Source organism: Aeromonas intestinalis (assembly GCF_054052485.1).
In genome coordinates, this window is record NZ_JBSTYK010000015.1 from 37158 (window position 1) to 59719 (window position 22562).

22 protein-coding genes are annotated in these 22562 nt (G+C 61.5%); 10 read left to right on the forward strand and 12 right to left on the reverse strand.

Annotated features, from left to right (window positions below):
- The first annotated feature begins 36 nt into the window (after positions 1-36).
- From ACW5W7_RS17420 to fhuB, 3 genes are read left to right on the forward strand one after another with little or no spacing between them, the layout of a single operon-like run.
- A complete protein-coding gene (locus tag ACW5W7_RS17420) occupies positions 37-801 on the forward strand; it encodes an ATP-binding cassette domain-containing protein (protein WP_456502503.1) in 765 nt (254 codons plus the stop codon).
- An 11-nt stretch (positions 802-812) separates the two neighbouring features.
- Positions 813-1763, forward strand: coding sequence for an ABC transporter substrate-binding protein (locus ACW5W7_RS17425; protein ID WP_456502504.1), 951 nt, complete (start codon positions 813-815; stop codon positions 1761-1763).
- Positions 1760-3742: a Fe(3+)-hydroxamate ABC transporter permease FhuB gene (gene fhuB / locus ACW5W7_RS17430; RefSeq protein ID WP_456502505.1), complete on the forward strand. Its 1983-nt coding sequence runs from the start codon at positions 1760-1762 to the stop codon at positions 3740-3742. The genes ACW5W7_RS17425 and fhuB overlap by 4 nt, the downstream gene beginning before the upstream one ends.
- A gap of 64 nt (positions 3743-3806) precedes the next feature.
- On the opposite strand, the gene ACW5W7_RS17435 is transcribed toward fhuB, so the two are convergent.
- Positions 3807-4325 carry a hypothetical protein gene (locus tag ACW5W7_RS17435; protein ID WP_456502506.1) on the reverse strand — a complete coding sequence of 173 codons (519 nt, stop codon included), beginning with the start codon at positions 4323-4325 and terminating at the stop codon, positions 3807-3809.
- Positions 4326-4596: 271 nt separating this feature from the next.
- On the opposite strand from ACW5W7_RS17435, the gene ACW5W7_RS17440 reads away from it, so the two are divergent.
- The gene (locus ACW5W7_RS17440) at positions 4597-5694 is read left to right on the forward strand and encodes an NADH:flavin oxidoreductase/NADH oxidase (protein ID WP_456502507.1); all 1098 of its coding nucleotides are present in this window, start codon (positions 4597-4599) and stop codon (positions 5692-5694) included.
- Between the two features lie 33 nt (positions 5695-5727).
- On the opposite strand, the gene ACW5W7_RS17445 is transcribed toward ACW5W7_RS17440, so the two are convergent.
- The 9 genes from ACW5W7_RS17445 to ACW5W7_RS17485 all read right to left on the reverse strand — a co-directional run bounded on the left by ACW5W7_RS17445 (position 5728) and on the right by ACW5W7_RS17485 (position 13025).
- Complete coding sequence (locus ACW5W7_RS17445; protein WP_456502508.1) at positions 5728-6630, reverse strand: LysR family transcriptional regulator; 903 nt, start codon at positions 6628-6630, stop codon at positions 5728-5730.
- Between the two features lie 117 nt (positions 6631-6747).
- Positions 6748-8109 carry a tRNA uridine-5-carboxymethylaminomethyl(34) synthesis GTPase MnmE gene (gene mnmE, locus ACW5W7_RS17450; RefSeq protein ID WP_456502509.1) on the reverse strand — a complete coding sequence of 454 codons (1362 nt, stop codon included), beginning with the start codon at positions 8107-8109 and terminating at the stop codon, positions 6748-6750.
- 110 nt (positions 8110-8219) lie between these two features.
- On the reverse strand, positions 8220-9866 hold the full coding sequence (gene yidC, locus ACW5W7_RS17455) for a membrane protein insertase YidC (protein WP_349920443.1): 1647 nt from the start codon (positions 9864-9866) through the stop codon (positions 8220-8222).
- A gap of 5 nt (positions 9867-9871) precedes the next feature.
- On the reverse strand, positions 9872-10120 hold the full coding sequence (gene yidD, locus ACW5W7_RS17460) for a membrane protein insertion efficiency factor YidD (protein WP_010672280.1): 249 nt from the start codon (positions 10118-10120) through the stop codon (positions 9872-9874).
- The gene (rnpA, locus tag ACW5W7_RS17465; RefSeq protein WP_349920444.1) at positions 10087-10446 is read right to left on the reverse strand and encodes a ribonuclease P protein component; all 360 of its coding nucleotides are present in this window, start codon (positions 10444-10446) and stop codon (positions 10087-10089) included. The genes yidD and rnpA overlap by 34 nt, the downstream gene beginning before the upstream one ends.
- On the reverse strand, positions 10446-10580 hold the full coding sequence (gene rpmH, locus ACW5W7_RS17470) for a 50S ribosomal protein L34 (protein WP_005307156.1): 135 nt from the start codon (positions 10578-10580) through the stop codon (positions 10446-10448). The genes rnpA and rpmH overlap by 1 nt, the downstream gene beginning before the upstream one ends.
- A gap of 270 nt (positions 10581-10850) precedes the next feature.
- The gene (locus tag ACW5W7_RS17475) at positions 10851-11585 is read right to left on the reverse strand and encodes an amino acid ABC transporter ATP-binding protein (RefSeq protein ID WP_349920445.1); all 735 of its coding nucleotides are present in this window, start codon (positions 11583-11585) and stop codon (positions 10851-10853) included.
- Positions 11586-11597: 12 nt separating this feature from the next.
- Positions 11598-12266 carry an amino acid ABC transporter permease gene (locus ACW5W7_RS17480; protein ID WP_349920446.1) on the reverse strand — a complete coding sequence of 223 codons (669 nt, stop codon included), beginning with the start codon at positions 12264-12266 and terminating at the stop codon, positions 11598-11600.
- A complete protein-coding gene (locus ACW5W7_RS17485; RefSeq protein ID WP_349920447.1) occupies positions 12267-13025 on the reverse strand; it encodes an amino acid ABC transporter substrate-binding protein in 759 nt (252 codons plus the stop codon). It lies immediately after the preceding gene.
- Positions 13026-13335: 310 nt separating this feature from the next.
- Here ACW5W7_RS17485 and dnaA point away from each other — a divergent pair, with 310 nt between their 5' ends.
- From dnaA to gyrB, 4 genes are all read left to right on the forward strand, one after another.
- Positions 13336-14706, forward strand: a complete 1371-nt coding sequence (gene dnaA, locus ACW5W7_RS17490; RefSeq protein WP_100859448.1) for a chromosomal replication initiator protein DnaA — start codon at positions 13336-13338, stop codon at positions 14704-14706.
- Between the two features lie 80 nt (positions 14707-14786).
- Positions 14787-15890, forward strand: a complete 1104-nt coding sequence (gene dnaN, locus ACW5W7_RS17495) for a DNA polymerase III subunit beta (protein ID WP_456502510.1) — start codon at positions 14787-14789, stop codon at positions 15888-15890.
- Positions 15891-15892: 2 nt separating this feature from the next.
- On the forward strand, positions 15893-16996 hold the full coding sequence (gene recF, locus ACW5W7_RS17500; protein ID WP_349920449.1) for a DNA replication/repair protein RecF: 1104 nt from the start codon (positions 15893-15895) through the stop codon (positions 16994-16996).
- A complete protein-coding gene (gene gyrB, locus ACW5W7_RS17505; RefSeq protein ID WP_456502511.1) occupies positions 16993-19407 on the forward strand; it encodes a DNA topoisomerase (ATP-hydrolyzing) subunit B in 2415 nt (804 codons plus the stop codon). Before recF ends, gyrB begins: the two co-directional genes overlap by 4 nt.
- 107 nt (positions 19408-19514) lie before the next feature.
- Here gyrB and ACW5W7_RS17510 read toward each other — a convergent pair whose 3' ends face one another.
- Positions 19515-20471 (reverse strand): GlxA family transcriptional regulator, encoded by a 957-nt coding sequence (locus ACW5W7_RS17510; protein ID WP_456502512.1) that lies wholly within the window; start codon positions 20469-20471, stop codon positions 19515-19517.
- A gap of 87 nt (positions 20472-20558) precedes the next feature.
- Positions 20559-21329, reverse strand: coding sequence for an MBL fold metallo-hydrolase (locus tag ACW5W7_RS17515; protein WP_456502513.1), 771 nt, complete (start codon positions 21327-21329; stop codon positions 20559-20561).
- A gap of 268 nt (positions 21330-21597) precedes the next feature.
- Here ACW5W7_RS17515 and ACW5W7_RS17520 point away from each other — a divergent pair, with 268 nt between their 5' ends.
- Both ACW5W7_RS17520 and ACW5W7_RS17525 read left to right on the forward strand, forming a co-directional pair.
- Positions 21598-22011, forward strand: coding sequence for an Hsp20 family protein (locus tag ACW5W7_RS17520; protein ID WP_349920453.1), 414 nt, complete (start codon positions 21598-21600; stop codon positions 22009-22011).
- An 82-nt stretch (positions 22012-22093) separates the two neighbouring features.
- A complete protein-coding gene (locus ACW5W7_RS17525; protein WP_456502514.1) occupies positions 22094-22537 on the forward strand; it encodes an Hsp20 family protein in 444 nt (147 codons plus the stop codon).
- The last annotated feature ends 25 nt before the right edge of the window (positions 22538-22562 follow it).

Consider the following 22562-nt stretch of genomic DNA (forward strand, 5'->3'; position numbering starts at 1 on the left):
GATTGGACTGGCCCAGGGCCAGCACAGGAACAGATTATGTTTGAGATGAAATCCGCCAGCTTTACAGTGAACGAACGTCAGTTGCTGCAACCCACCGATCTGCGCTTCGAGCAGGGCCAGGTCTATGGCCTCATCGGTCACAACGGCTCGGGAAAATCCACCCTGCTCAAGTTGCTGGCGCGCCAGCAGCCCTTGAGCGGCGGCGAGATCCTGTTTGACGACAAGCCACTGAGCGACTGGAGCAATCGGGACTTCGCCCGCCAGGTCGCCTATCTGCCCCAGCATCTGCCGAGTGCCGAGAGCCTGCTCGGCCGCGAACTGGTGGAGATGGGGCGCTACCCCTGGCGTGGTTTGCTGGGGCGGATGCGGGAGGAGGATCACCGCCAGGTGGATCAGGCCATCACCCTGACCCACACCGAGGCGTTCGCCGATCGGCTGGTGGATACCCTCTCCGGTGGTGAACGGGGCCGGGTCTGGCTGGCCATGCTGCTGGCCCAGGAGAGCCGCTTCATCCTGCTGGACGAGCCGCTGGCCGCGTTGGACGTGGCTCACCAGGTGGAGGTGCTCACACTCGTCAGGCAGTTGAGCCGTCAGCTCAACCTGGGGGTCATCATCGTCATCCACGACATCAACATGGCCTCCCGCTTCTGCGATCAACTGGTGGCCCTGCACGGTGGCCGCTTGCTGGTCCATGGCGAACCCGCCAACATCATGACCAGCGAGACCCTGCAGGCCATCTACGGCATACCCATGGCCGTGATACGTCACCCGGCCCACGATCACAACATCGCCATCATCTGAGCGGGGGCCCGATGCGTCTATTGAAGAATACGGGCTGGCTCTGTTGTCTGCTGGCCCCCCTGATGGGGCAGGCCGAGCCGGCAACCCCAACGGAGCCGGCATCTGCTGATACCCGGCACCATACCGTCATCGTGCAGGAGACGCCCCGCATCGCCACCGTCGACTGGACGGTCGCGGAGACCCTGCTGGCCCTAGGGGTCACGCCACTGGCCATGGGGGATGTCGGTTCCTACCGTGCCTGGGTGGATGTGCCCAGGTTGCCCGCCGAGGTGGTGGATATCGGCCTGCGCATGCAGCCCAACCGCGAACTGCTGGCGGAGCTCAAGCCGGATCTCATCCTCATTTCCCCGCTGATGGCGTCGTTGGAACCCACCTTGTCCCAGATAGCGCCGGTGAAATCCATCGCCCTCTATGAACCGGATACGGATCTGTGGCAGCGGCTGCACGAGGCGACCCTGACCATAGCCGCCCTGGTGGGCAAGACCGCTGAGGCTGAGCGTCAGCTCGCCACCCTGGATCGGGATCTCGAGCGGATGAAGGGACAGCTTCCCGCCAATATGCCCCCCTTGTTGATGGTGCAATTTATTGACGAACGCCATGTGCGAGTGTTTGGCCAACATAGCCTGTTCGACGCCGTGCTGCAGCGACTGGGGTTGCGCAACGCCTGGCAGGGGGAGACCAATGCCTGGGGCTTCTCCGTGGTGAGTCTGGAGCAATTCATCTCCCTGCCGACCGCCAGGCTGGTGGTCATCGACCCCATTCCGGTGGGGGTGAGTGAGCGCTTGCAGGAGCCAGGTCTCTGGCAACACCTGCCGCTGGTGAAGGAGGGCAAGGTCGTCCACCTGCCCGCCGTCTGGAGCTTCGGTGGCCTGCTGGCCGCCCGCCGTTTCGCCAATCTGCTGAGCGAGGCCCTGCAGACGGAGTCCGCATCCGGCCTGACCACCCAGGGAGCCCTTCAATGAATCAGATCCTTCCCGTCTCCTTGCTGCGCCCCGGCCTGGCCCTGCTGCTGCTGACACTGGCACTGGCCGGTTGGGATCTGGCGCACCAGCTGCCGGATTTGCTCTGGTGGCAATCCCTCTTCTCGCCGCAGCTGGACGATGCCCGCCAGGCGCTGGTCCATTTCAGCTGGCTGCCGCGCCTCGCCATCTGCCTGCTGGCCGGCGCGTCGCTGGGCCTGGCCGGTACCCTGCTGCAGCAAGTGTTGCGCAATCCGCTCGCCTCACCGACGACCCTGGGGGTCTCCTCGGGTGCCCAGCTGGCGTTGATGGCGGTGACCCTGTTTGCCCCGAGCTGGCTGCTGGTGGGGCGCGAGTGGATCGCCATGGCCGGGGGGAGCCTCGCCATGGGGCTGGTGTTTGCCCTGGCCTGGCGCCGCCAGCTCAATCCCGTGGTCATCGTCTTCGCGGGCCTGGTGATCAACCTCTATCTGGCGGCCCTGAGTCTGGGGCTGCTGCTGTTCTTCCAGGAGGAGCTCAAGGGACTGCTGGTGTGGGGTAGCGGCTCCCTGGCGCAGACCAGCTGGAGCGGTGTCACCTACCTGCTGCCACGGCTGCTGGTGGCCGCCGTGCTGGCGGCGCTGCTGGCTCGCCCCCTGGCGGTGCTGGAGCTGGATGATGCCAGTGCCCGCAGCCTGGGGGTTTCCCTCAAGCACCTGCGCCTCGGCGGTCTGGCACTCGCCGTCTTCCTCACCGCCTGCGTGGTGAGCGTGGTGGGGATCATCGGTTTCGTGGGGCTGGCGGCTCCCGTCCTGGTACGCATGCTGGGGGTGAGGCGGCTCGGCTTGCGCCTGTTGTGGGCGCCTGTGCTGGGCGCCCTCTTGCTGACGGCCACCGACCTGCTGCTGCAATCCCTGACCCGCTTCTGGCCGGTGTTGATCCCGACGGGGGCCATGACGGCCCTGCTGGGGGCACCGCTGCTGCTCTGGCTGATCCCCCGTCTCACCTTCAAGTCGGTGACGCCGAGGGGCGCCAGTGGGTTGACGGTGGCGCGGCATCCGGCTCCCGGGCGTTTCGTTGCCTGGCTGGGGATCGGGCTGCTGCTCGCCATGCTGGCCTCCCTGCTGTTCGGGCAGGGGATGCATGGCTGGAGCTGGCCGAGCTGGATCCGGTGGGAAGCCCAGCTGGAGTGGCGTCTGCCCCGTACCCTGGCGGCGGGGGCGGCCGGTGTGTTGCTGGCGCTGGCGGGGACCCTGCTGCAGCGGGTCAGCAACAACCCCATGGCGAGCCCCGAACTGCTCGGGGTGAGCGGCGGCACCTTCATGGGGGTGATCGCCACCGCCTTGCTGCTGCCGACCCTGCCGCTGGCCATGATCCCCCTGGGAGGCGTGCTGGGGGCCTTCGGCAGCCTGTTGCTGCTGGTGGTGATCAACCGCAAGAACGGCTTCCAGCCGGAGCGGATCCTGCTGACCGGTATCGCCATCGCGGCTCTGTTCGAACCGCTGCAGTCCATCGCGCTGGCCAACGGCAATCTGCGGGTGCAGCAACTGCTCTCCTGGATGTCCGGCTCCACCTATTACGTCACCCAGCCGGTGGCCGTGGCGCTGGCCGTGCTGGCGCTGGTGATGCTGGGCATCTGCCTGCTGGTGAGCCGCTGGCTGGATCTGATGCCCATGGGGCCGGCGGTGGCGACGGCGCTGGGGGTTCGCCTCAGTCGCGCCCAGCTGATTATCCTGCTGCTGGTGGCGGTGCTGACCGCCAGTGCGACCATGGTCATAGGGCCGCTCTCCTTCGCCGGCCTGCTGGCGCCACACATGGCCAGGCTGATGGGACTGGTGCGGGCGCGCTGGAACCTGCTGGGTGCCGCGGGTTGCGGGGCCTTGTTGATGGTGTCGGCGGACTGGGTTGGCCAACAGATCCTGTTCCCGCAGGAGGTGCCGGTCGGCCTGGTCTCCACCCTGTTGGGGGGCGCTTACTTCATGTGGTGCCTGCGGCGGCTTTAAGGGCGTGCGGCATAGAGATAACTGGCAACAGAAAGCGGGATGGCAATGCCATCCCGCTCTATTTTCAACTGCCTTTTGCCGTCCTGGCAGCGAATATCAATCCTTTAAGCCACTGATCGTGACCGTTTATCATGGGGTTGGGTTCGGCGATCGCCAGGGCCTGGGCGGGTTTGCCGCGCTGGGTCTCCTGGGTCAGGATCCGCAGCCGGTGGTGCGGCAGCTCCTCCAGCAGCCAGGCATGGTGAACATCGAGGCGATCGTCGCTCCCTTCCTCACCCGCCCAGCCGTGCCAGGCGACGCGTGCCGGCTGGCCTGCGGCGGGAGCCTGATACTCGACGACCCTGGCCTCCACCGGGAAGCCGAAGGTCTCGAAATAGAAGCGCACCCCCTCGGCCAGTTCCGGCCCCGCGTGGTCGTAGAAGCGGGTGTTGGCGGCATTGGGATAATAACCGGGCCAGAGGGGCGGGGTGTTCAGCAGGGGCCAGACATCGGTCAGGGTGAGACCAGTCACTATCATCTCGTTGGAGGCGAAGTTGTCGGTCAGTCCGGGCAGATAGCCCTCGGGCCACAGGATCTCGTTCATGGTTTTTCCTCATCGGGGTTCAGCGTCAGGGCCCGCTGTGGTCCCTGGTGGAGGTGCTCAGGATGAGAACTTGAGTGATATAAGTACAATCGCCATTCGATATGTATGTCATCACCAAGGTTAATATCATGGCGGCGATGCGCGACCCGATCTGATATTGCACAGACTGATAGCAGGTATCAGCAATCACGTTTTGCTTTATGACCCCAGCCCTTTGCAAGATGACCTTCTTTGTGATCATGACCGCCATCTTGCGGCGGCAGGAGAAACCATGTCTGCTCTGTTCAGCCCCTTTAGCCTCAAAGAGGTGACCCTTCGCAACCGCATCGCCGTACCCCCCATGTGCCAATACAGCGCCGAGGACGGGCTCGCCAACGAGTGGCATCTGTCCCACTACGCCAGCCTGGCCCGGGGTGGGGCGGGTCTGGTGATCGTCGAGGCGACAGCCGTCTCCCCCGAGGGGCGCATCAGCCCGGCCTGTCTGGGACTGTGGAACGATGAGCAGGCCGCCGAGCTGGCCAAGGTCGCCAGTGCCATCAAGGCGGCGGGGGCCGTTCCGGGTATCCAGATCGCCCATGCCGGTCGCAAGGCCAACGCCAACAAGCCCTGGGAGGGGGATGACCATATCGCCGCCGATGATCCCCGCAGCTGGGAGATCCTCTCGCCCTCCGCCATCCCCTTCGGCCAGCATCTGCCCCGTGTGCCGAGGGCCATGACGCAGGACGATATCGTCAGGGTGCAGGCCGATTTTGCCGCTGCCGCCATACGGGCGCGGGAGGCCGGTTTCGAATGGCTGGAGCTGCACTTCGCCCACGGCTATCTGGCCCAGAGCTTCTTCTCGGTTCATGCCAACCGGCGCGAGGATGAGTACGGCGGCGACTGGCGCGGCCGTGGTCGCTTCCTGCTGGAAATCCTGGGGGCGGTGCGCGCTGTCTGGCCAGAGCGGCTGCCGCTGACCGCTCGCTTCGGGGTGATCGAATATGACGGCCGGGATGAGGAGACGATGCAGGAGTCCATCGCCCTGGCCAAGGCCATGGGGGAGGGCGGGCTGGACATGCTGAGCGTCAGCATGGGCTTCTCCACCCCGGATGCCCAGATCCCCTGGGGACCGGCCTTCCTCGCGCCGATCGCCGGGCGGGTTCGCCAGGAGACGGGCCTGCCGGTGGCCTCCTCCTGGGGCATCGACAATCCCCACAACGCCGAGGCGACGGTGGCGGATGGCTTGCTGGATCTGGTGATGATTGGGCGGGTGCATCTGGCCAATCCTCACTGGCCCTATCAGGCGGCCCTCACCCTCGGCGTGGAGCGCCCCTCCTGGGTGCTGCCCGCGCCCTATGCCCACTGGCTGGAGCGTTATCGCCCGAGCTGATCCCGTAAAAAAGGCGCCATCGGCGCCTTTTTGCTAGCCGGTTTGACTGGTGGACAGCATCAGCGCCCGCAGCCAGCACTGGGCCGGATCCTTGTGGGTGCGTTCGTGCCAGGCCATCGACTTGGTGAAGCCGGGCACGGTGAGCGGGATCCTGAGCGTCGCCAATCCCTGCTCCCGGGAGATCAGGCGGCGCGGCATCATGGCCACCAGATCGCTGCTGCGCAGCACCTGGGTCAATATGAGGAAACTCGGGACCGAGAGGGCCACCCTGCGCTCCCGCCCCAAGGCCGCCAAGGCCTGATCCGTCACTCCCTGCAGGCCACCACCGCTGTAGGAGACCAGGCCATGATCCAGGGCGCAGAAGCTATCCAGCGACAGCTCTCCCTCCGCAGTGACCGGGTGCCCCTCCCGCACCACGCAGACGTACTCCTCCTGATAGAGGGGACGCAGGTGCAGATTGTCCGGAGTGGACTCCGGGGTCATCAGGGCCAGATCCAGCTCCCCGCGTTCCAGCTGGTGATAGACGGCGCTGTCATCGACGGGGTGGGCGACGACCTGGATCCCCGGCGCCTGGCGGCGCAGTTCCCGCAGGAAGGGGAGCAAAACGGCCTGCAACCCGTAATCGGTGGCCGCCACCGACCAGCGTAGGGTGGCGGTGGCGGGATCGAAGTCGGTGGGTTGCAGCATGAGCTGGATGTCCCCCAGCACCCGCTTGAGGGTCGGTGCCAGCTCCAGGGCGCGCTGGGTCGGCACCACGCCACGGGCGGTGCGCACGAAGAGGGGATCGTCGAAGTTGTCCCGCAGCCGGGTGAGCATGCCGCTGACCGCTGGCTGGGTCAGGGAGAGGCGGGCGGCCGCCAGGGTCACGCTGCGCTCGTCGAGCAGGGCATCGAATGCCTTGAGCAGATTCAGATCCAGCTTGCGAATGTCGGTCATGGCCACGCCGAGTGTGAGTGGAGATGGGGATCACCAGCTTGCCATCGATGGCCGCCGAACCGGTAGCATCGATGACGGTTGAGCATCCTTTTTGTAGATGTTTGTGCTTTAAATTATCTATTTACCGATACAAAAACTGGAGAAGATGCGGCCAAGTAGATCGTCCGAGCTGAACTCGCCGGTGATCTCGGACAGGGACTCCTGCGCCAGGCGCAGCTCCTCGGCCACCAGCTCGCCAGCCACGAAGACTTCCAGCTGCTCTTTGGCCACCAGCAGTCGCTCGGCGGCGCGCTCCAGCGCGTCCAGGTGGCGGCGACGGGCCATGAAGCCCCCCTCGGTATTGCCCTGGAAGCCCATGCAGGCCTTGAGGTGTTCGCGCAGGGCGGGCAGCCCCAGCTCTGTCTTGGCGGAGATGCGATAGACGGCGTGGCCCAGCTCCTGGCTCGGCGCCAGATCCTCGCCGGTGAGGTCCGCCTTGTTGCGCACTACGGTGAGGCCGATGTTTTTGGGCAAGCGATCGACGAATTCCGGCCAGATCTCGTGGGGGTCGACCGCATCTGTCGTGGTGCCGTCCACCATGAAGAGCACCCGGTCGGCCTGCTCTATCTCGGCCCAGGCACGCTCGATGCCGATCTGCTCCACCTTGTCCTGGGTGTCCCGCAAGCCGGCGGTGTCGATGATGTGCAGCGGCATGCCGTCCAGGTGGATGTGCTCGCGCAGGACGTCGCGGGTGGTGCCGGCGATTTCGGTAACGATGGCGGATTCGCGTCCGGCCAGGGCGTTGAGCAGGCTCGACTTGCCGGCGTTGGGACGCCCGGCGATGACCACCTTCATCCCCTCCCGCAGCAGGGCTCCCTGCTTGGCTTCGCCGCGCACGGCGTCCAGCTCGGCCATGATGGCTCGGAGATCGCCGGCCACCTTGCCGTCGGAGAGGAAATCTATCTCCTCGTCCGGGAAGTCGATGGCGGCCTCCACATAGATGCGCAGCCGGGTCACGTTCTCCACCAGCTGTTGCACCTTGCCGGAGAACTGGCCCTGCAGGGAGTGCATGGCGCTGCGGGCGGCCTGTTCGCTGGAGGCTTCGATAAGGTCGGCGATGGCCTCGGCCTGGGCCAGATCCAGCTTGTCGTTGAGGAAGGCGCGTTCGCTGAACTCGCCCGGACGGGCGGGGCGCAGGCCTTCAATCTGCAGGATGCGGCGGATCAGCATGTCCATGATGACGGGACCGCCATGACCCTGCAGCTCCAGCACGTCTTCGCCGGTGAAGCTGTTGGGAGCCTGGAACAGCAAGGCGATGCCCTGATCCAGCGGCTGCCCCTGTTCGTCGTTGAACGGCAGGTATTCGGCGTAACGTACCCGCGGCAGTCTGCCGAGCACAATCTCGGCGACGCGCTCGGCGGCGGGGCCGGAGACCCGGACTATGCCGACGCCACCCCGGCCGGGGGCGGTGGCCTGGGCCACTATGGTATCTGTTGTCATCTTGCTGGACTCGCTGATTGACTGTCTTGGTAAAAATAGTGCGGACATTGTAATAAAAAAGGCGGCCCGAAGGCCGCCTCTTTTGTCATCACGGGAAGATTGGCTGCATATCAGTTGCGTGAGTGCAGGCCTTTCTTCTCCAGCTGACGGTAGATGATGGTCTGCTGGATGATGGAGATGACGTTGCTCACCAGCCAGTACAGGGTCAGACCAGCCGGGAACCAGAGGAACATGAAGGTGAAGATGATCGGCATGAACTGCATCACCTTCTGCTGCATCGGGTCCGTGATGGTGGTCGGGCTCATCTTCTGCAGGTACCACATGGAAGCACCCATGAGGATCGGCAGCACGAAGAAGGGGTCCTTCACCGACAGGTCGGTGATCCACAGGGCGAACGGCGCATGGCGCAGTTCAACCGACTCCATCAGCGCCCAGTAGAGGGCGATGAAGATGGGCATCTGTACCAGGATCGGCAGACAGCCACCGAGCGGGTTGACCTTCTCCTTCTTGTACAGCTCCATCATGCCCTGGGACATCTTCTGGCGATCGTCACCGAAGCGTTCCTTGAGCGCCGCCAGCTTGGGCTGCAGCATGCGCATCTTGGCCATGGAGGTGTACTGGGCCTTGGTCAGCGGGAACATGATGCCGCGCACCAGCAGGGTCAGCATGATGATGGCCAGACCCCAGTTCTGGACGAAGCCGTGGAACACGGTCAGCAGCCAGTGCAGCGGTTGGGCGATGAACCAGAGCCAGCCGTAGTCGACGGTCAGGTCCAGGTGGTTTGCCACCTTGGCCATCTGGTCTTGCAGCTTGGGACCGATCCACAGCTGGCTGGTCACTTCGGCCTGCTGGCCAGCGGCGACGTCAACCTGCGGTGCCTTGTAGCCGATGATGGCCTGATCCTTGCCCTGGATGACACGGCTGTAGAAGCTGTTGTTATCGTTGGCATTAGGGGCCCAGGCGGAGACGAAGTAGTGCTGCAGCATGGCGACCCAACCACCCTTGGTGGTCTTGTTCAGGTCGGCGTCCTGCATCTCGCTGAAGGTGTACTTCTTGTAGCGGGTGTCTTCGCTGGAGAAGGCGCCACCACGGTAGGCACTGGCCACCATGGCATGACCTTCCTGATCCTTCGGCGTGGTCATGGTCTGCTTCAGCTGACCATAGAACTGCACCTGAACCGGCTCGGCAGACTTGTTGTCGATCTTGTAGTCGACGCCGACGGCATAGTCGCCGCGCTTGAGCACGAAGCGCTTGGTGAAGACCACACCCTTGCTGTCGGTCCAGGTCATGGGAACCACGACCTGATCCTGACCGTCGGCCAGCTGGTAGCTGGTCTCGGCGGCTTCATAGGTGGGGCGACCTTCTGGCTGGCTGTCCGGACCGTTGCGACCCACCAGGCCGCTCTGGGCGACATAGATGTGTGCCGGTTGGCTGGTCAGCAGGGTGAAGGGCTGATCCTTGCCTTCTTCCAGCTTGTGGGCCAGCAGCTCGGCAGCGACGATATCACCGCCCTGGGTATCCAGGGTCAGCTTGAGCACGTCGGAAGTGACGGTGATCAGCTTGCGTGCGGCGGTGGCGTTGGCTTGCTCGGAAACCTGAGGAATATCACCGGTCTGACCGGCTTCAGGTACGAAATGTTCGGTTTGGGCCACGGTCGTCGGGGCCGGCTTCGGAGCCTTGTCAGACTCCCACTGTTGCCAGAGCAAGAAGCTCACGAACAGCAAACCGATCAGAAGTAAATTGCGTTGTGATTCCATAGTCTTCAGTTTCTTCGCTTTGGTTGCGGAACCGGGTCATAACCACCCTCGGATAAGGGATGGCATTTTAATAGACGTTTGCTGGCTAACCAAACGCCTTTTATGAAACCGTGAAGTCGGATTGCTTCTATCGCAAATTGGGAACAAGTCGGAGTGAAACGGCAGCGCGGCCCGAGCAGGGGACTAATGATTAGCTGATACAGGCGTATCAGTTTGATGGCTACCCATTGCAACGGCGTGACAGAGTGCGCCATAGCTTTTCCAGTAACTTGAACAGCTCCTCGTTATCCATCTCTTTGACGCCAGCCTTGGCGATCACGACGATGTCGATAGCGGGCAGGTTGGTTTGATTGAGACGAAAACTTTCCCGCACCACTCGTTTGACACGGTTACGCCAGACGGCACGCTTGAGCGCTTTTTTGGGCACAGCGAGGCCAAGACGGGGGTGTTCGAGGGAATTGGGGCAAGCAAGAAGCGTAATTTGCGGAGAAGCGGCCCGGACAGGCTCGGCGAAAACGCGTTTGAAGTGTTCGGGAGTTAACAGACGTAACTCCCGAGAGAAGGTGTGCTGGGTAGGCATTAGACTACCAGGCGGGCACGACCCTTGGCACGACGAGCGGCCAGAACTTTGCGACCGTTGGCAGTAGCCATGCGAGCGCGGAAACCGTGAGAGCGCTTGCGCTTCAGGTTGGACGGTTGAAAAGTACGTTTCATGATTCGATTCCGTATTTCTGTACAGTTTTGATTGTCACACTTAGCCGACGCGCCAGCTATAGCGTGTGACGACTAGCAAAAGAGGCCGAATTCTAAACAGAGTTCAGCTTCTCGTCAATCCGCCGTATCCCCTCATCTTGCCCTGACTCCCGAAAGAGACAGTGAAAGCCGACAGGATCCGAAGGATCAAGGGCCCCGAATTATACTGGCTACCCGGGGTTAAACAAGGATCCTCCAATAAAAAAGGCGGCAGAGCCGCCAAAGAGAGAGCTAGTTAATCACTTTCCGCAAGAACTCCCGGGTGCGGGGATCCTTGGGATCGACCAATATCTGGCTCGGCGGGCCCTGTTCCACGATCCGGCCCCCCTCCATGAAGATCACCCGATCGGCGACATCACGGGCAAATTCGATCTCGTGGGTCACCACCACCATGGTCTGGTGCTGGCGCGCGAGTTGTTTCATCAGACCCAGCACCTCGTCGACCCACTCGGGATCCAGTGCCGAGGTCGGCTCATCAAACAGGATCACCTTGGAGTGGGCCGCCATGGCGCGGCCGATGCCGACCCGCTGCTGCTGTCCGCCGGAGAGGGACGCCGGATAGGCATCCTGCTTGTCGGCGAGGCCGATGTCCTTGAGGATGCCGAGCGCGGTGGCACGAGCCTCCGCCTTGGGCTGTTTCCAGACGGTGATCAGCCCCTCGGCGATGTTGTCCAGCGCCGTCTTGTTGGCAAACAGGGCATAGTTCTGGAACACGAAGGAGGCGCGCTTGCGCAGCTCGATGGCCTGCTGATCGCTGGCCTTGGCCAGATTCAGTTGCAGATCGTCGATGGCAAGCTGGCCTGCATCCGGTGTCTCCAGCAGGTTGAGGCAGCGCAGCAGGGTGGATTTGCCCGTCCCCGAGGGGCCGATAATGACGACTATCTCCCCCTGCTTGACCTCCAGATCGATGCCGTTGAGCACCTGGTTGCCGTGAAAGGCCTTGGAAAGGCCGGTGAGTTTTATCATGGCTGCTCTCCTTTAATAGGCACGGTTCAGGCGCACTTCCAGCAGGTGCTGCAAGCGGGTGAAGAAGATGACCACCACCCAGTAGATCAGCGCCACCGCCATGAAGCTCTCGAAGAACTTGAACGAGGAGGCAGCTTCCATCTGGGCCTTGCCCATGATCTCCGCGACACCCAGGGTGAACGCCAGGGAGGTGCTCTTGATCATGTCGATGAAGTAGTTCATCAGCGATGGCGTCGCGATGCGAGCCGCCTGGGGCAGAATGATCCGCTGCATCGCCTGGAGCCGGCTCATGCCGATGCTGAGGGCAGCTTCCATCTGGCTCTTGTGGATACCCAGGATGGCGGCCCGGATCGACTCGGCCATGTAGGCGGCAAAGTGCAGGGTCAGACCGACGATGGCGGCGGTGAAGGCATCCATTCCCACGAAGATGGGGAAGAGTTGCGGCAGGCCGTAATAGAGCAGGAACAGCTGGACGAGCAGGGGAGTCCCTCGGAAGAAGGAGATATACAGCATCGCCAGCCAGTGAAGTGCAGGAACGCGAAACACCCGTACTATCGCCAGCATGAGCGACAGTACGAGTGACAATACGAATCCCCACAGGGCCATTTCCATCGTGGTGCCCAGGTATTTGAGCAGGATGGGAAACAGCCCTAGCGTGTACTCGAGGTCAAATTCCATCATTTATTTGCTGGTGATGTCCGCTGCGAACCATTTTTCGGAGATCTTGGTCAGGGAGCCGTCTTTGCGCATGGCGGTCAGGGCGTCGTCGACCTTTTTCAGCAGCGCCTGCTTCTCCGGAGTCTTCAGGAAGGGCAGGGCGTTTTCGATGGTTTCGAACGGTGCGCCAGCCTGTTGCAGCGGCAGCTTGGATTCCTTGATCAGCTGGGCGGTGGAGACGCGGTCCATCACGAAGGCATCGATACGACCGAGGGCCACATCTTGCTCGAAGGCGGAGTCATAGGTGCGGATATCGATCTTTTTCTCGGGATCGTTCTTGCGCAGCAGTTCTTCGAAGTTGGAACCGAGGTTGACCGCCACCTTCTTGCCGGCCAGATCCTTGAAGCCGTTGATGGTGCTGTTGCCCTTGCGAACCACGATCTGGGCGCCGTCATACACATAAGGCTGGGAGAAGTCGTACTTGGCCTTGCGCTCGTCGGTGATGGTGATCTGGTTGGAAATGGTGTCGACGCGGCCGGTTTCCAGCATGCCGAACAGGCCGGAGAAGCTGGCGGTGACGAACTCTACCTTGTAACCGGTGCGCTCACCGATCTGGTTCCACATGTCCACCTCGAAGCCCTGCAGCTTGTCTTGTTTGACGAAGGTGAACGGGAAATATTTGCCGGACATGCCGACCTTGATGGTTTCCTGGGCGATGGCCTGACCGGACAGGGTGGCCAGCAGAATGGCGGCGCCGGAAATCAGCTTGATTGTGGTTTTCATGGGGATTCCTCTCTCTGTAGTTCTGTATTTTTAGTTGTAATCACGGGTCGGCGCTGATGTTATTGGAATAAAATATAAAGAATAAATGATATTTGGTTATATAAAATAACCACTACCGCATCGATTCATTCTGTCCACATCGCAGGCCAAGGGCTGTGGGTAACTTTGGGGATGAATGCCGATCCTGGGTCGCTGGATCCTTGAAAGTCAAGGATCTTATTTGCTGGATCCTGCTGGCGGCAACTGGAGATCCAGCCGTTAAAAACGTAGAATAGCCGGTCTTTACTTAATCAATTGACGGGAGTCTAGAGTGACTGCTTCGCTATGGCAGCAGTGCCTTAACCGGCTGCAAGATGAGTTGCCCTCGGCAGAATTCAGCATGTGGATCCGGCCGCTTCAAGCGGAGTTGAGTGACAATACTCTGACCCTGTATGCACCGAATCGCTTCGTCCTGGACTGGGTACGCGACAAGTACCTGCTTCGGGTCAACGGCATCATCAATGAGCTGTGCGGTGCGGATGCTCCCACCCTGCGTTTCGACATCGGTAATCGTCCCCACCCCGTCGCGGTCGCCAGAGCGCCGGCGCGCGGTGCCGAGCCTGTGAATAACTCTCACAAGAGCTGGGAAAGCAAGACCGAAACCAAGCCCGAGCCGAACCACAAGAGCAACACCAACGTGAACTATACCTTCGAGAATTTCGTCGAGGGTAAGTCCAACCAGTTGGCCCGTGCGGCGGCCCGTCAGGTGGCCGACAATCCGGGTGGCGCCTACAACCCGCTGTTCCTCTACGGTGGCACCGGTCTGGGCAAGACCCACCTGCTGCACGCCGTCGGCAATGCCATCAAGGATCGCAAGAAAGACGCCAAAGTCATCTACATGCACTCCGAGCGTTTCGTTCAGGACATGGTGAAGGCGCTGCAGAATAACGCCATTGAAGAGTTCAAGCGTTATTACCGTAGCGTCGATGCCCTGCTCATCGATGACATCCAGTTCTTCGCCAACAAGGAGCGCTCCCAGGAGGAGTTCTTCCACACCTTCAACGCCCTGCTTGAGGGCAACCAGCAGATCATCCTGACCTCGGATCGCTATCCGAAGGAGATCAACGGGGTGGAGGATCGTCTCAAGTCCCGTTTCGGCTGGGGGCTGACCGTGGCGATCGAACCGCCAGAGCTGGAGACCCGGGTTGCCATTCTGATGCGCAAGGCGGACGAGAACCAGATCCACCTGCCGGACGAAGTGGCCTTCTTCATTGCCAAGCGACTGAGATCCAACGTTCGTGAGCTGGAAGGGGCCCTCAATCGGGTGATCGCGAACGCCAACTTCACCGGTCGTGCCATCAACATCGATTTCGTGCGCGAAGCGCTGCGCGACCTGCTGGCGTTGCAGGAGAAGCTGGTCACCATCGACAATATCCAGAAGACGGTGGCGGAGTACTACAAGATCAAGCTGGCGGACCTGCTGTCCAAGCGCCGCTCCCGCTCTGTCGCCCGCCCGCGCCAGTTGGCTATGGCCCTGGCCAAGGAGCTGACCAACCACAGTTTGCCGGAAATCGGGGATGCCTTCGGTGGCCGTGACCACACCACAGTCCTTCATGCCTGCCGCAAGATTGAGCAGTTGAAGGAGGAGAGTCACGACATCAAGGAAGACTATTCCAACCTGATCCGTACCCTTTCTTCCTGACGGAACCGAGTGCACAGATGCAGCGCGAATATGCCAGCCTGATCCGAACCCTTTCCTCCCAATAACTACGGAGAGCACAGATGCAGCTCGAAATTAGCCGTGAGGCCCTGTTACGTCCTCTGCAACTGGTGTCCGGTGCCCTGGGTGGCCGGCCGACCCTGCCCATCCTCGGCAACGTGCTGCTCGATGTCAGCAACGGTCTGCTGTCGCTGACCGGGACCGACCTCGAGGTGGAGATGATCGGTCAGGTCTATCTCAACAGTGACAGCCAGGATGGCCGCACCACAGTGCCGGCCCGCAAGCTGCTGGATATCTGCCGTGGCCTGCCGGAAGGGGCGGACATTCGTCTCAACACCGAAGGTGAGCGGCTGATCATCCGCTCCGGCCGCTCCCGCTTCAACCTGTCGACCCTGCCGGCGACCGAATACCCGAACATCGAGGATTGGGAGTCCGTGCTCGAGTTCGACATCAGCCAGCTGGAGCTTAAGAAACTCATCGACGCCACCCAGTTCTCTATGGCGAGCCAGGACGTGCGCTACTACCTGAACGGCATGCTGTTCGAGAGCGAGGGCCACGGCCTGCGCACCGTCGCTACCGATGGTCACCGCCTGGCGACCTGTCGCCGCGAGGTGGTGCAGGAATCGCTGCCCGATCATCAGGTCATCCTGCCGCGCAAGGGTGTGCTGGAACTGGTTCGTCTGCTGGAGGCGGAAGACAAGCCGGTTCGGCTGCAGATCGGCCGCAACAACCTGCGCGCCGCCCTCGATGGCTTCATCTTCACCTCCAAGCTGGTGGATGGCCGCTTCCCGGATTGGCGCCGTGTCATCCCGCGGGGCAGCGACAAGGCCCTGATCGCCGGTCGTGAAGACTTGCGCCAGGCCTTCGCCCGCGCCGCCATTCTCTCCAACGAAAAATTCCGTGGGGTGCGTCTCAATTTGCAGCAGCATTTGCTGCGCATCACCGCCAACAACCCGGAACAGGAAGAAGCGGAAGAGCTGCTTGACGTACAATACGAGGCTGGCGAGATGGAGATCGGCTTCAACGTCTCCTATGTGCTGGACGTGCTGAATACGTTAAAATGTGACCAAATCCGGATCAGCCTGAGCGATTCCATCAGCAGCGCCATTATTGAGGATTTTGAGAGCCAAGATGCCCAATACGTGGTGATGCCGATGCGGATCTAGTCGTGTCCCTGGTCAAACTCCAGCTCAGCGACTTTCGCAATATCCAGCAGGCCAGTCTCGTGCTGTCCCCCGGCCTCAATATCCTGGTCGGGTGCAATGGCAGCGGCAAGACCAGCGTGCTGGAAGCCATTCATTACCTGGGTCTCGGCCGTTCTTTTCGTACTCACCTGACCGGGCGGGTCATCCGCCAGGGCGAGCGGGCCTTTACCCTGTTTGCCCAGTGCGAGCTGGAGGGGCGTCAGGTGCCCATCGGGCTCGCCAAGGACAAGGGCGGGGAGACCCAGCTCAAGATCGCGGGTGCCCAGGCCCAGCGGCTGGCCGATCTGGCCGAGTTGCTGCCGGTGCAGTTGATCCATCCCGATGGTTTCAACCTGCTGACCGGGGGGCCCCAGGCTCGCCGGGCCTGGCTCGATTGGGGCGTTTTTCATCAGGAGCCGGGCTTCTTCTCCCTGTGGGGACGGGTGCGGCGGTTGCTGAAACAACGTAACGCCCTGCTGCGTCAAAGCAGTCAGTATCGCCAGTTGGCGTTCTGGGATCAGGAGTTGGTGCGGCTGGGGGGCGAGTTGGCCGAGTTTCGCGCCAGTTATTGTCAGGCCATTACGCCCCTGATCAAGGAGATGACGGCGGATTTCTTGCCGGAATTCGACATCAGTCTCGGTTTCTATCGGGGCTGGGAGAGAGAGACTCCCCTCGGCGACTTGCTGGAGGCGGGGTTCGAGCGGGATCGTTCACTGGGCTATACAGGGGTTGGCCCGCAGAAGGCCGATGTACGGCTCAAGGCGAACGGGGTACCCGCTCAGGATATTTTGTCCAGGGGTCAGCTGAAGTTGCTGGTCTGCGCCATGCGACTGGCCCAAGGGCTCTATTTGAATCAACATAGCAGCCGTGGCTGTATTTTTTTAATTGATGATTTTGCCTCTGAACTGGATGTCGACAAGCGCCGCCTGTTGGCCGCAAGGCTGAAGCAGTGTGCGTCCCAGGTGTTTATCACCGCCATCGACACCGGTCAGCTCGCAGACATGATGGATGCGAGTGACTGCAAGCTGTTCCACGTGGAACAAGGCAAGATCTCCGAAACATTAGAGAAGGCAGAGAGTAAGCTATGAGTGAAAATACTTACGACTCCTCGAATATCAAGGTGCTGAAGGGCCTGGATGCGGTCCGCAAGCGCCCGGGGATGTATATCGGCGATACGGATGATGGCTCGGGTCTGCACCACATGGTGTTCGAGGTCGTCGATAACTCCATCGATGAGGCTCTGGCTGGCTACTGCTCCGAGATCCAGGTCAAGATCCACTCGGACGGTTCCGTCTCGGTGCGTGACAACGGTCGGGGCATCCCGGTGGACATCCACCCGGAAGAGGGCCGTTCCGCCGCCGAAGTCATCATGACGGTGCTGCACGCGGGCGGCAAGTTCGATGACAACTCCTACAAGGTGTCCGGTGGTCTGCACGGCGTGGGCGTCTCCGTCGTCAATGCCTTGTCTGACAAGCTGCTGCTGACCATTCGCCGCAACGGCCACGTCTATGAGCAGACCTATCACCTGGGCGAGCCGCAGGCGCCGCTCAAGCAGATCGGCGACAGTGCCTCCGGCACCGGTACCGAGGTGCGCTTCTGGCCGAGCCCGACCATCTTCAGCGACACCCTGTTCCACTACGAGATCCTGGCCAAGCGTCTGCGCGAGCTCTCCTTCCTCAACTCCGGTGTGTCCATCCGCCTGCACGATGAGCGCGACGGCCGTGAGGTGCATTTCTGCTACGAGGGTGGCATCAAGGCCTTCGTCGAATACCTGAACCAGAACAAGACCCCGATCCACCCGAAGGTGTTCCACTTCACCACCGAGCAGGATGGCATCGGTGTCGAAGTGGCCATGCAGTGGAACGACGCCTATCAGGAAGGGGTCTACTGCTTCACCAACAACATCCCGCAGCGGGATGGGGGTACCCACCTAGTGGGTTTCCGTACCGCGCTGACCCGCACCCTCAACACCTACATGGACAAAGAGGACTACAGCAAGAAGGCCAAGTCTGCCGCCAGTGGCGACGACGTGCGTGAAGGTCTGATTGCCGTTATCTCCGTCAAGGTGCCTGATCCCAAGTTCTCCTCCCAGACCAAGGACAAGCTGGTCTCGTCCGAGGTGAAGACCGCTGTCGAACAGGCGATGGGCGAGAAGCTGGCAGACTTCCTGCTGGAAAACCCGGCCGATGCCAAGATAGTGGTCAACAAGATCATCGACGCGGCCCGTGCCCGTGAAGCGGCTCGCAAGGCCCGCGAACTGACCCGTCGCAAGGGTGCACTCGACATCGCCGGTCTGCCCGGCAAGCTGGCGGATTGCCAGGAGAAAGACCCGGCCCTGTCCGAACTCTACATAGTGGAAGGGGACTCTGCAGGCGGTTCCGCCAAGCAGGGTCGCAACCGAAAGAACCAGGCCATTCTGCCGCTCAAGGGCAAGATCCTGAACGTGGAGAAGGCGCGTTTCGACAAGATGATCTCCTCGCAAGAGGTGGGCACCCTGATCACCGCCCTGGGCTGTGGTATCGGTCGTGACGAGTACAACCCGGACAAGCTGCGCTACCACAACATCATCATCATGACGGATGCGGACGTCGATGGTGCGCACATCCGGACCCTGCTGCTGACCTTCTTCTACCGCCAGATGCCGGAAATCATCGAGCGTGGCTATGTCTTCATCGCCCAGCCGCCGCTCTACAAGGTGAAGAAGGGCAAGCAGGAGCAGTATCTGAAAGACGAAGATGCGCTGCTGCAATACCAGACTGCCATGGCACTGGACGGTGCGACCCTGCACGTCAACGAGTCTGCCCCGGCCATTGGTGGCGAGGCACTGGAGCGTCTGGTCAACCAGCATCGCGCCGTCTCTCACCTGATCACCCGGATGTCCCGCCGTGCGCCGGACGCCGTGCTGACCCAGCTGATCTATCAGCCTGAGCTGACCGAAGCCCTGTTGGCCAGCGAGAGCTCACTGCAGGCCTGGTGCCAGTCCATGGAAGCCGTGCTCAACGAGAGCAACCAGGGCGTACAGTACCAGATGCAGGTACGTCGTGACGAGGAGCGCAGCCTGTTTGTGCCCCACGCCGTGGTACGCCAGCATGGGGTCGATCGTGAATACCCTCTGAGCTATGACTTCCTGCAGTCTGCCGAATACCGTCAACTGGTTTCGCTGGGCAAAGAGATCGCCAACCTGATCGAAGAGGGTGGTTTCATCAAGCGTGGCGAGAAGGTGAAGCCGGTTGCTAACTTCGTGGAAGCGGTCGAATGGCTGATGAGCGAAGGCAAGCGCGGCATCTATATCCAGCGCTATAAAGGTCTGGGCGAGATGAACCCGGATCAGCTGTGGGAAACCACCATGGATCCGGAAGCGCGTCGCATGCTGCGTGTCTCCATCGACGATGCGGTCGGTGCCGATCAGCTGTTCTCCACCCTGATGGGGGATGCGGTCGAACCGCGTCGCGACTTTATCGAGACCAACGCCCTGCGTGTGGCGAACCTCGACGTCTAAGACGCATCAGCAGAAGATAAAAAAGCCGGTCCCAGTGACCGGCTTTTTGTTTTTAGACTCGCGTTCCACGTGAAACATCCTGGGCTCGTCTGCGATGGGGCCTGTACTTACGCCTTGTCACCGCGAAAGGTTCGGCGCCATTCCCGAGGGGAGACGCCAAAGCGGGTGCGAAAGTGCTGGCGCAGCAGGGTGGCGGACTTGAGGCCCACCAGTTCGGCGATGCGCTCCATGGTATGGGAGCTGGACTCCAGCAGCTCCTGGCTGCGCCTGAGGCGTTCGGCGAGCAGCCAGTCGCCGAGGGAGAGCCCCGTCGCCAGCTGAAAGCGGCGGCTGAAGGTACGTCGGCTCATCAGGCAGTGCTCCGCCAGACTGTCCAGGGTATGAGGATGCGCCAGATGAGTGCGTAGATGGTCGAACAACTGGTTGATCCTGGCGTCCCGGGTGGAGGCGGGGACTGGTTGCTCGATGAACTGGGCCTGGCCGCCATCCCGATGAGGGGGAACAACCAGCCGCCTGGCCAGCTTGTTGGCGAGCTGGCTGCCATGGTGCTGGCGTACCAGATAGAGGCAGCAGTCCAGCCCGGCGGCCGTACCTGCCGAGGTGATCAACCCTTCATCATCCACATAGAGGGCATTGGTATCGAGCCGCACATGGGGGAAGCGGTGGGTGAAATCCTGTTCGTACTCCCAGTGGGTAGAGGCCCTATGCCCATCCAGCAGGCTGGCGTAGGCCAGCACGTAGGTGCCGAGGCAGAGCCCGACCACCTGGGCCCCGCGCTGGCGAGCGGCGGTCAGCGCATCGAGCAGTGACTGGGCCGGTCGCTCGGCCGGATCGCGCCAGAAGGGGATGATGATGATATCTGCCTCCAGCAGCCCTTCCAGGCCATAGCCAGTGTCGATGCGAAACCCCTGGGACGAGGCTGGCTGCTGTGTGTCGTCACCGGCACAGAGTCTGAGCTCGAACATCGATTGGCCCGGCATCATCTTGTCGCCAAAGATGAGGCAGGGGACGGCGAAGTGAAAGGGGCTGAAGTGATCGAAGGTGACGACGGCGACGATGGGCATGATGGCAGGCTCCTTTGCGCATGAATGACGATGATAAGCCTTGTCATGATAAAGCCTAAGGCCCATCTGAACCTTCGGTTCGTCCACTCAGAAAGCCATGGTTTCCCCATCTTCCGGCACCAGTACGTGCTCCAACATTCCTTGTTCCCCCAGATAGTCGCGCAGCTCATGGCGCGACAGCAGCGCGTGGTTGACGGCCTCCAGGTGGCTAGCGATCAGGGTTGTCCGGGGGGCTGCCTGATGCACCGCTCGCACATCTTCCTTGTTCATGATGATGGCGCCCAGCCCGCTAACCTGGGCATCGCCGCAGTTGAGCACGACGACCTCGGGGTCGTGCTTGCGCAGGCTTTGGGCCACCTGTGCGTTCCAGACCGTATCGCCGGCGAGGTAGAGGGTCTTCTCGGCGGGATGGGAGAAGACCACCCCGGACACCTCGCCGAGCCGTTCTCCGAGCACGGCCATGATGCGATCACTGCCATGCTGGCCGGCGGTCTGTTGCAGGCGAATGCCGGCAAATTCGCCGGATTCACTCAGCAGTCGCACATCTTCAAAGCCGTTCGCCCGCATGGTGTCGGCATCCTTCTCGTGCTGCACGAACAGGGGAAGGTGCTTGGGTACAAGCTGAGCCGCTGCTGGGTCCCAGTGATCCAGATGGTCATGGGTCACTATCACGGCGTCCACATCCAGCAGGGTCGCCATGGGCAGCGGCAGCTCGACCAGGGGATTTCGCAGATGGCTGTTGGCCATGCCCTCGAAGCCGGGATAGCTGTCCTTGGGGGCCAGCATGGGGTCGATGAGGAAGCGGCTACCGGCATAGTGAATGAGCAGGGTGGCATTGCGAACCTGGGTAATCTTCATGGCGTGCTCCTGTGGGTGGTGGGGGATGCACAGCCAGTATGGCGTGGTGGGGAGAGGAGCATGAGTGGCCCGCGGGCTGATTATCGATCCTATCGGGCCATTTTTATTGTTCAGCCATGACCCCTGAAAATTTTTCATTTCCCCCTTGAAAGGGAAATGCCGGACCCTATATAGGTAACAAGGCCGGAACGCTCGACAGAGGTTTCGACCAGGCGCCCGTCCAACCGGAGGGCAAATGATCAGTTATCGCTCACAAGAGGATAATACTATGCGTTCTATCGACTTTTCTCCGCTCTATCGTTCTGCCATCGGTTTCGATCGTCTGGCCAATCTCATCGAGTCTGCGGCCAGCAACGGCAATGCCGGTTATCCCCCCTACAACATCGAGCAGCTGGGCGACAGCGACTACCGCATCAGCATGGCGGTGGCGGGCTTCACCCAGGAAGAGCTGGAGCTGAGTTTCCAGGAAAACCTGCTGACGGTGAAGGGCAGCAAACAGGCTGACGGTGAACGTCACTATCTGTATCAAGGGATCGCCGAACGAGGCTTCGAGCGTCGCTTCCAGTTGGCAGATTATGTGCGGGTGAAAGGGGCCGATCTCAAGAATGGTCTGCTGCACATCGACCTGGTGCGCGAAGTGCCCGAGGCGATGAAGCCGCGCAAGATCGAGATCAACGGCTAAGCCCGTTTCCCGCATTGTTAGATGGGTGCCGAATATGGGCCCACATTATTTAAAACCTGTTGCTTATTTGAAGGATAGGATTATGCGTAACCTCGATTTTTCTCATCTCTATTCCAATGCCGTCGGCTTCGAGCGGATGGCCCGTGAGCTGGAAGGCCTGTTAGAACACAAGACCTCGGCCTATCCCCCTTACAACATCGAAAAGCGGGAGCAAAATGGCTACCGCATCACCCTGGCGGTGGCTGGCTTCGAGCGCGAAGAGCTGGAACTGGAAACCGAAAATGGCACCCTCAAGATCAAGGGGCGCAAAGGGGCGGCTCCCACCGAGCGTCAGTTCCTCCACCAGGGGATCGCCGAGCGTGACTTCGAACTCGCCTTCAAGCTGAGCCAGCATGTCGAGGTGCGGGATGCCCGCCTGGAGCATGGTCTGCTGGTCATCGATCTGGCTCGCGAGCTGCCCGAGGCACTCAAGCCATGCGCCATCCCCATCGGTCAGGGTGAACCGCTGGCGCTGCCGGCTGAGTGATCCCCTCGACCCGAGAATGAAAAAG

Coding starts and splice junctions, on each gene's coding strand:
- ACW5W7_RS17440 (WP_456502507.1), top strand. CDS start 4,597: ATGTCTGCTCTGTTCAGCCCCTTTAGCCTCAAAGAGGTGACCCTTCGC.
- ACW5W7_RS17520 (WP_349920453.1), top strand. CDS start 21,598: ATGCGTTCTATCGACTTTTCTCCGCTCTATCGTTCTGCCATCGGTTTC.
- ACW5W7_RS17435 (WP_456502506.1), bottom strand. CDS start 4,325: ATGAACGAGATCCTGTGGCCCGAGGGCTATCTGCCCGGACTGACCGAC.
- ACW5W7_RS17485 (WP_349920447.1), bottom strand. CDS start 13,025: ATGAAAACCACAATCAAGCTGATTTCCGGCGCCGCCATTCTGCTGGCC.
- gyrB (WP_456502511.1), top strand. CDS start 16,993: ATGAGTGAAAATACTTACGACTCCTCGAATATCAAGGTGCTGAAGGGC.
- ACW5W7_RS17525 (WP_456502514.1), top strand. CDS start 22,094: ATGCGTAACCTCGATTTTTCTCATCTCTATTCCAATGCCGTCGGCTTC.
- yidD (WP_010672280.1), bottom strand. CDS start 10,120: ATGGCGCACTCTGTCACGCCGTTGCAATGGGTAGCCATCAAACTGATA.
- ACW5W7_RS17480 (WP_349920446.1), bottom strand. CDS start 12,266: ATGATGGAATTTGACCTCGAGTACACGCTAGGGCTGTTTCCCATCCTG.
- rnpA (WP_349920444.1), bottom strand. CDS start 10,446: ATGCCTACCCAGCACACCTTCTCTCGGGAGTTACGTCTGTTAACTCCC.
- ACW5W7_RS17420 (WP_456502503.1), top strand. CDS start 37: ATGTTTGAGATGAAATCCGCCAGCTTTACAGTGAACGAACGTCAGTTG.
- ACW5W7_RS17445 (WP_456502508.1), bottom strand. CDS start 6,630: ATGACCGACATTCGCAAGCTGGATCTGAATCTGCTCAAGGCATTCGAT.
- ACW5W7_RS17515 (WP_456502513.1), bottom strand. CDS start 21,329: ATGAAGATTACCCAGGTTCGCAATGCCACCCTGCTCATTCACTATGCC.
- fhuB (WP_456502505.1), top strand. CDS start 1,760: ATGAATCAGATCCTTCCCGTCTCCTTGCTGCGCCCCGGCCTGGCCCTG.
- rpmH (WP_005307156.1), bottom strand. CDS start 10,580: ATGAAACGTACTTTTCAACCGTCCAACCTGAAGCGCAAGCGCTCTCAC.
- ACW5W7_RS17475 (WP_349920445.1), bottom strand. CDS start 11,585: ATGATAAAACTCACCGGCCTTTCCAAGGCCTTTCACGGCAACCAGGTG.
- mnmE (WP_456502509.1), bottom strand. CDS start 8,109: ATGACAACAGATACCATAGTGGCCCAGGCCACCGCCCCCGGCCGGGGT.
- yidC (WP_349920443.1), bottom strand. CDS start 9,866: ATGGAATCACAACGCAATTTACTTCTGATCGGTTTGCTGTTCGTGAGC.
- ACW5W7_RS17510 (WP_456502512.1), bottom strand. CDS start 20,471: ATGCCCATCGTCGCCGTCGTCACCTTCGATCACTTCAGCCCCTTTCAC.
- ACW5W7_RS17425 (WP_456502504.1), top strand. CDS start 813: ATGCGTCTATTGAAGAATACGGGCTGGCTCTGTTGTCTGCTGGCCCCC.
- dnaN (WP_456502510.1), top strand. CDS start 14,787: ATGCAGCTCGAAATTAGCCGTGAGGCCCTGTTACGTCCTCTGCAACTG.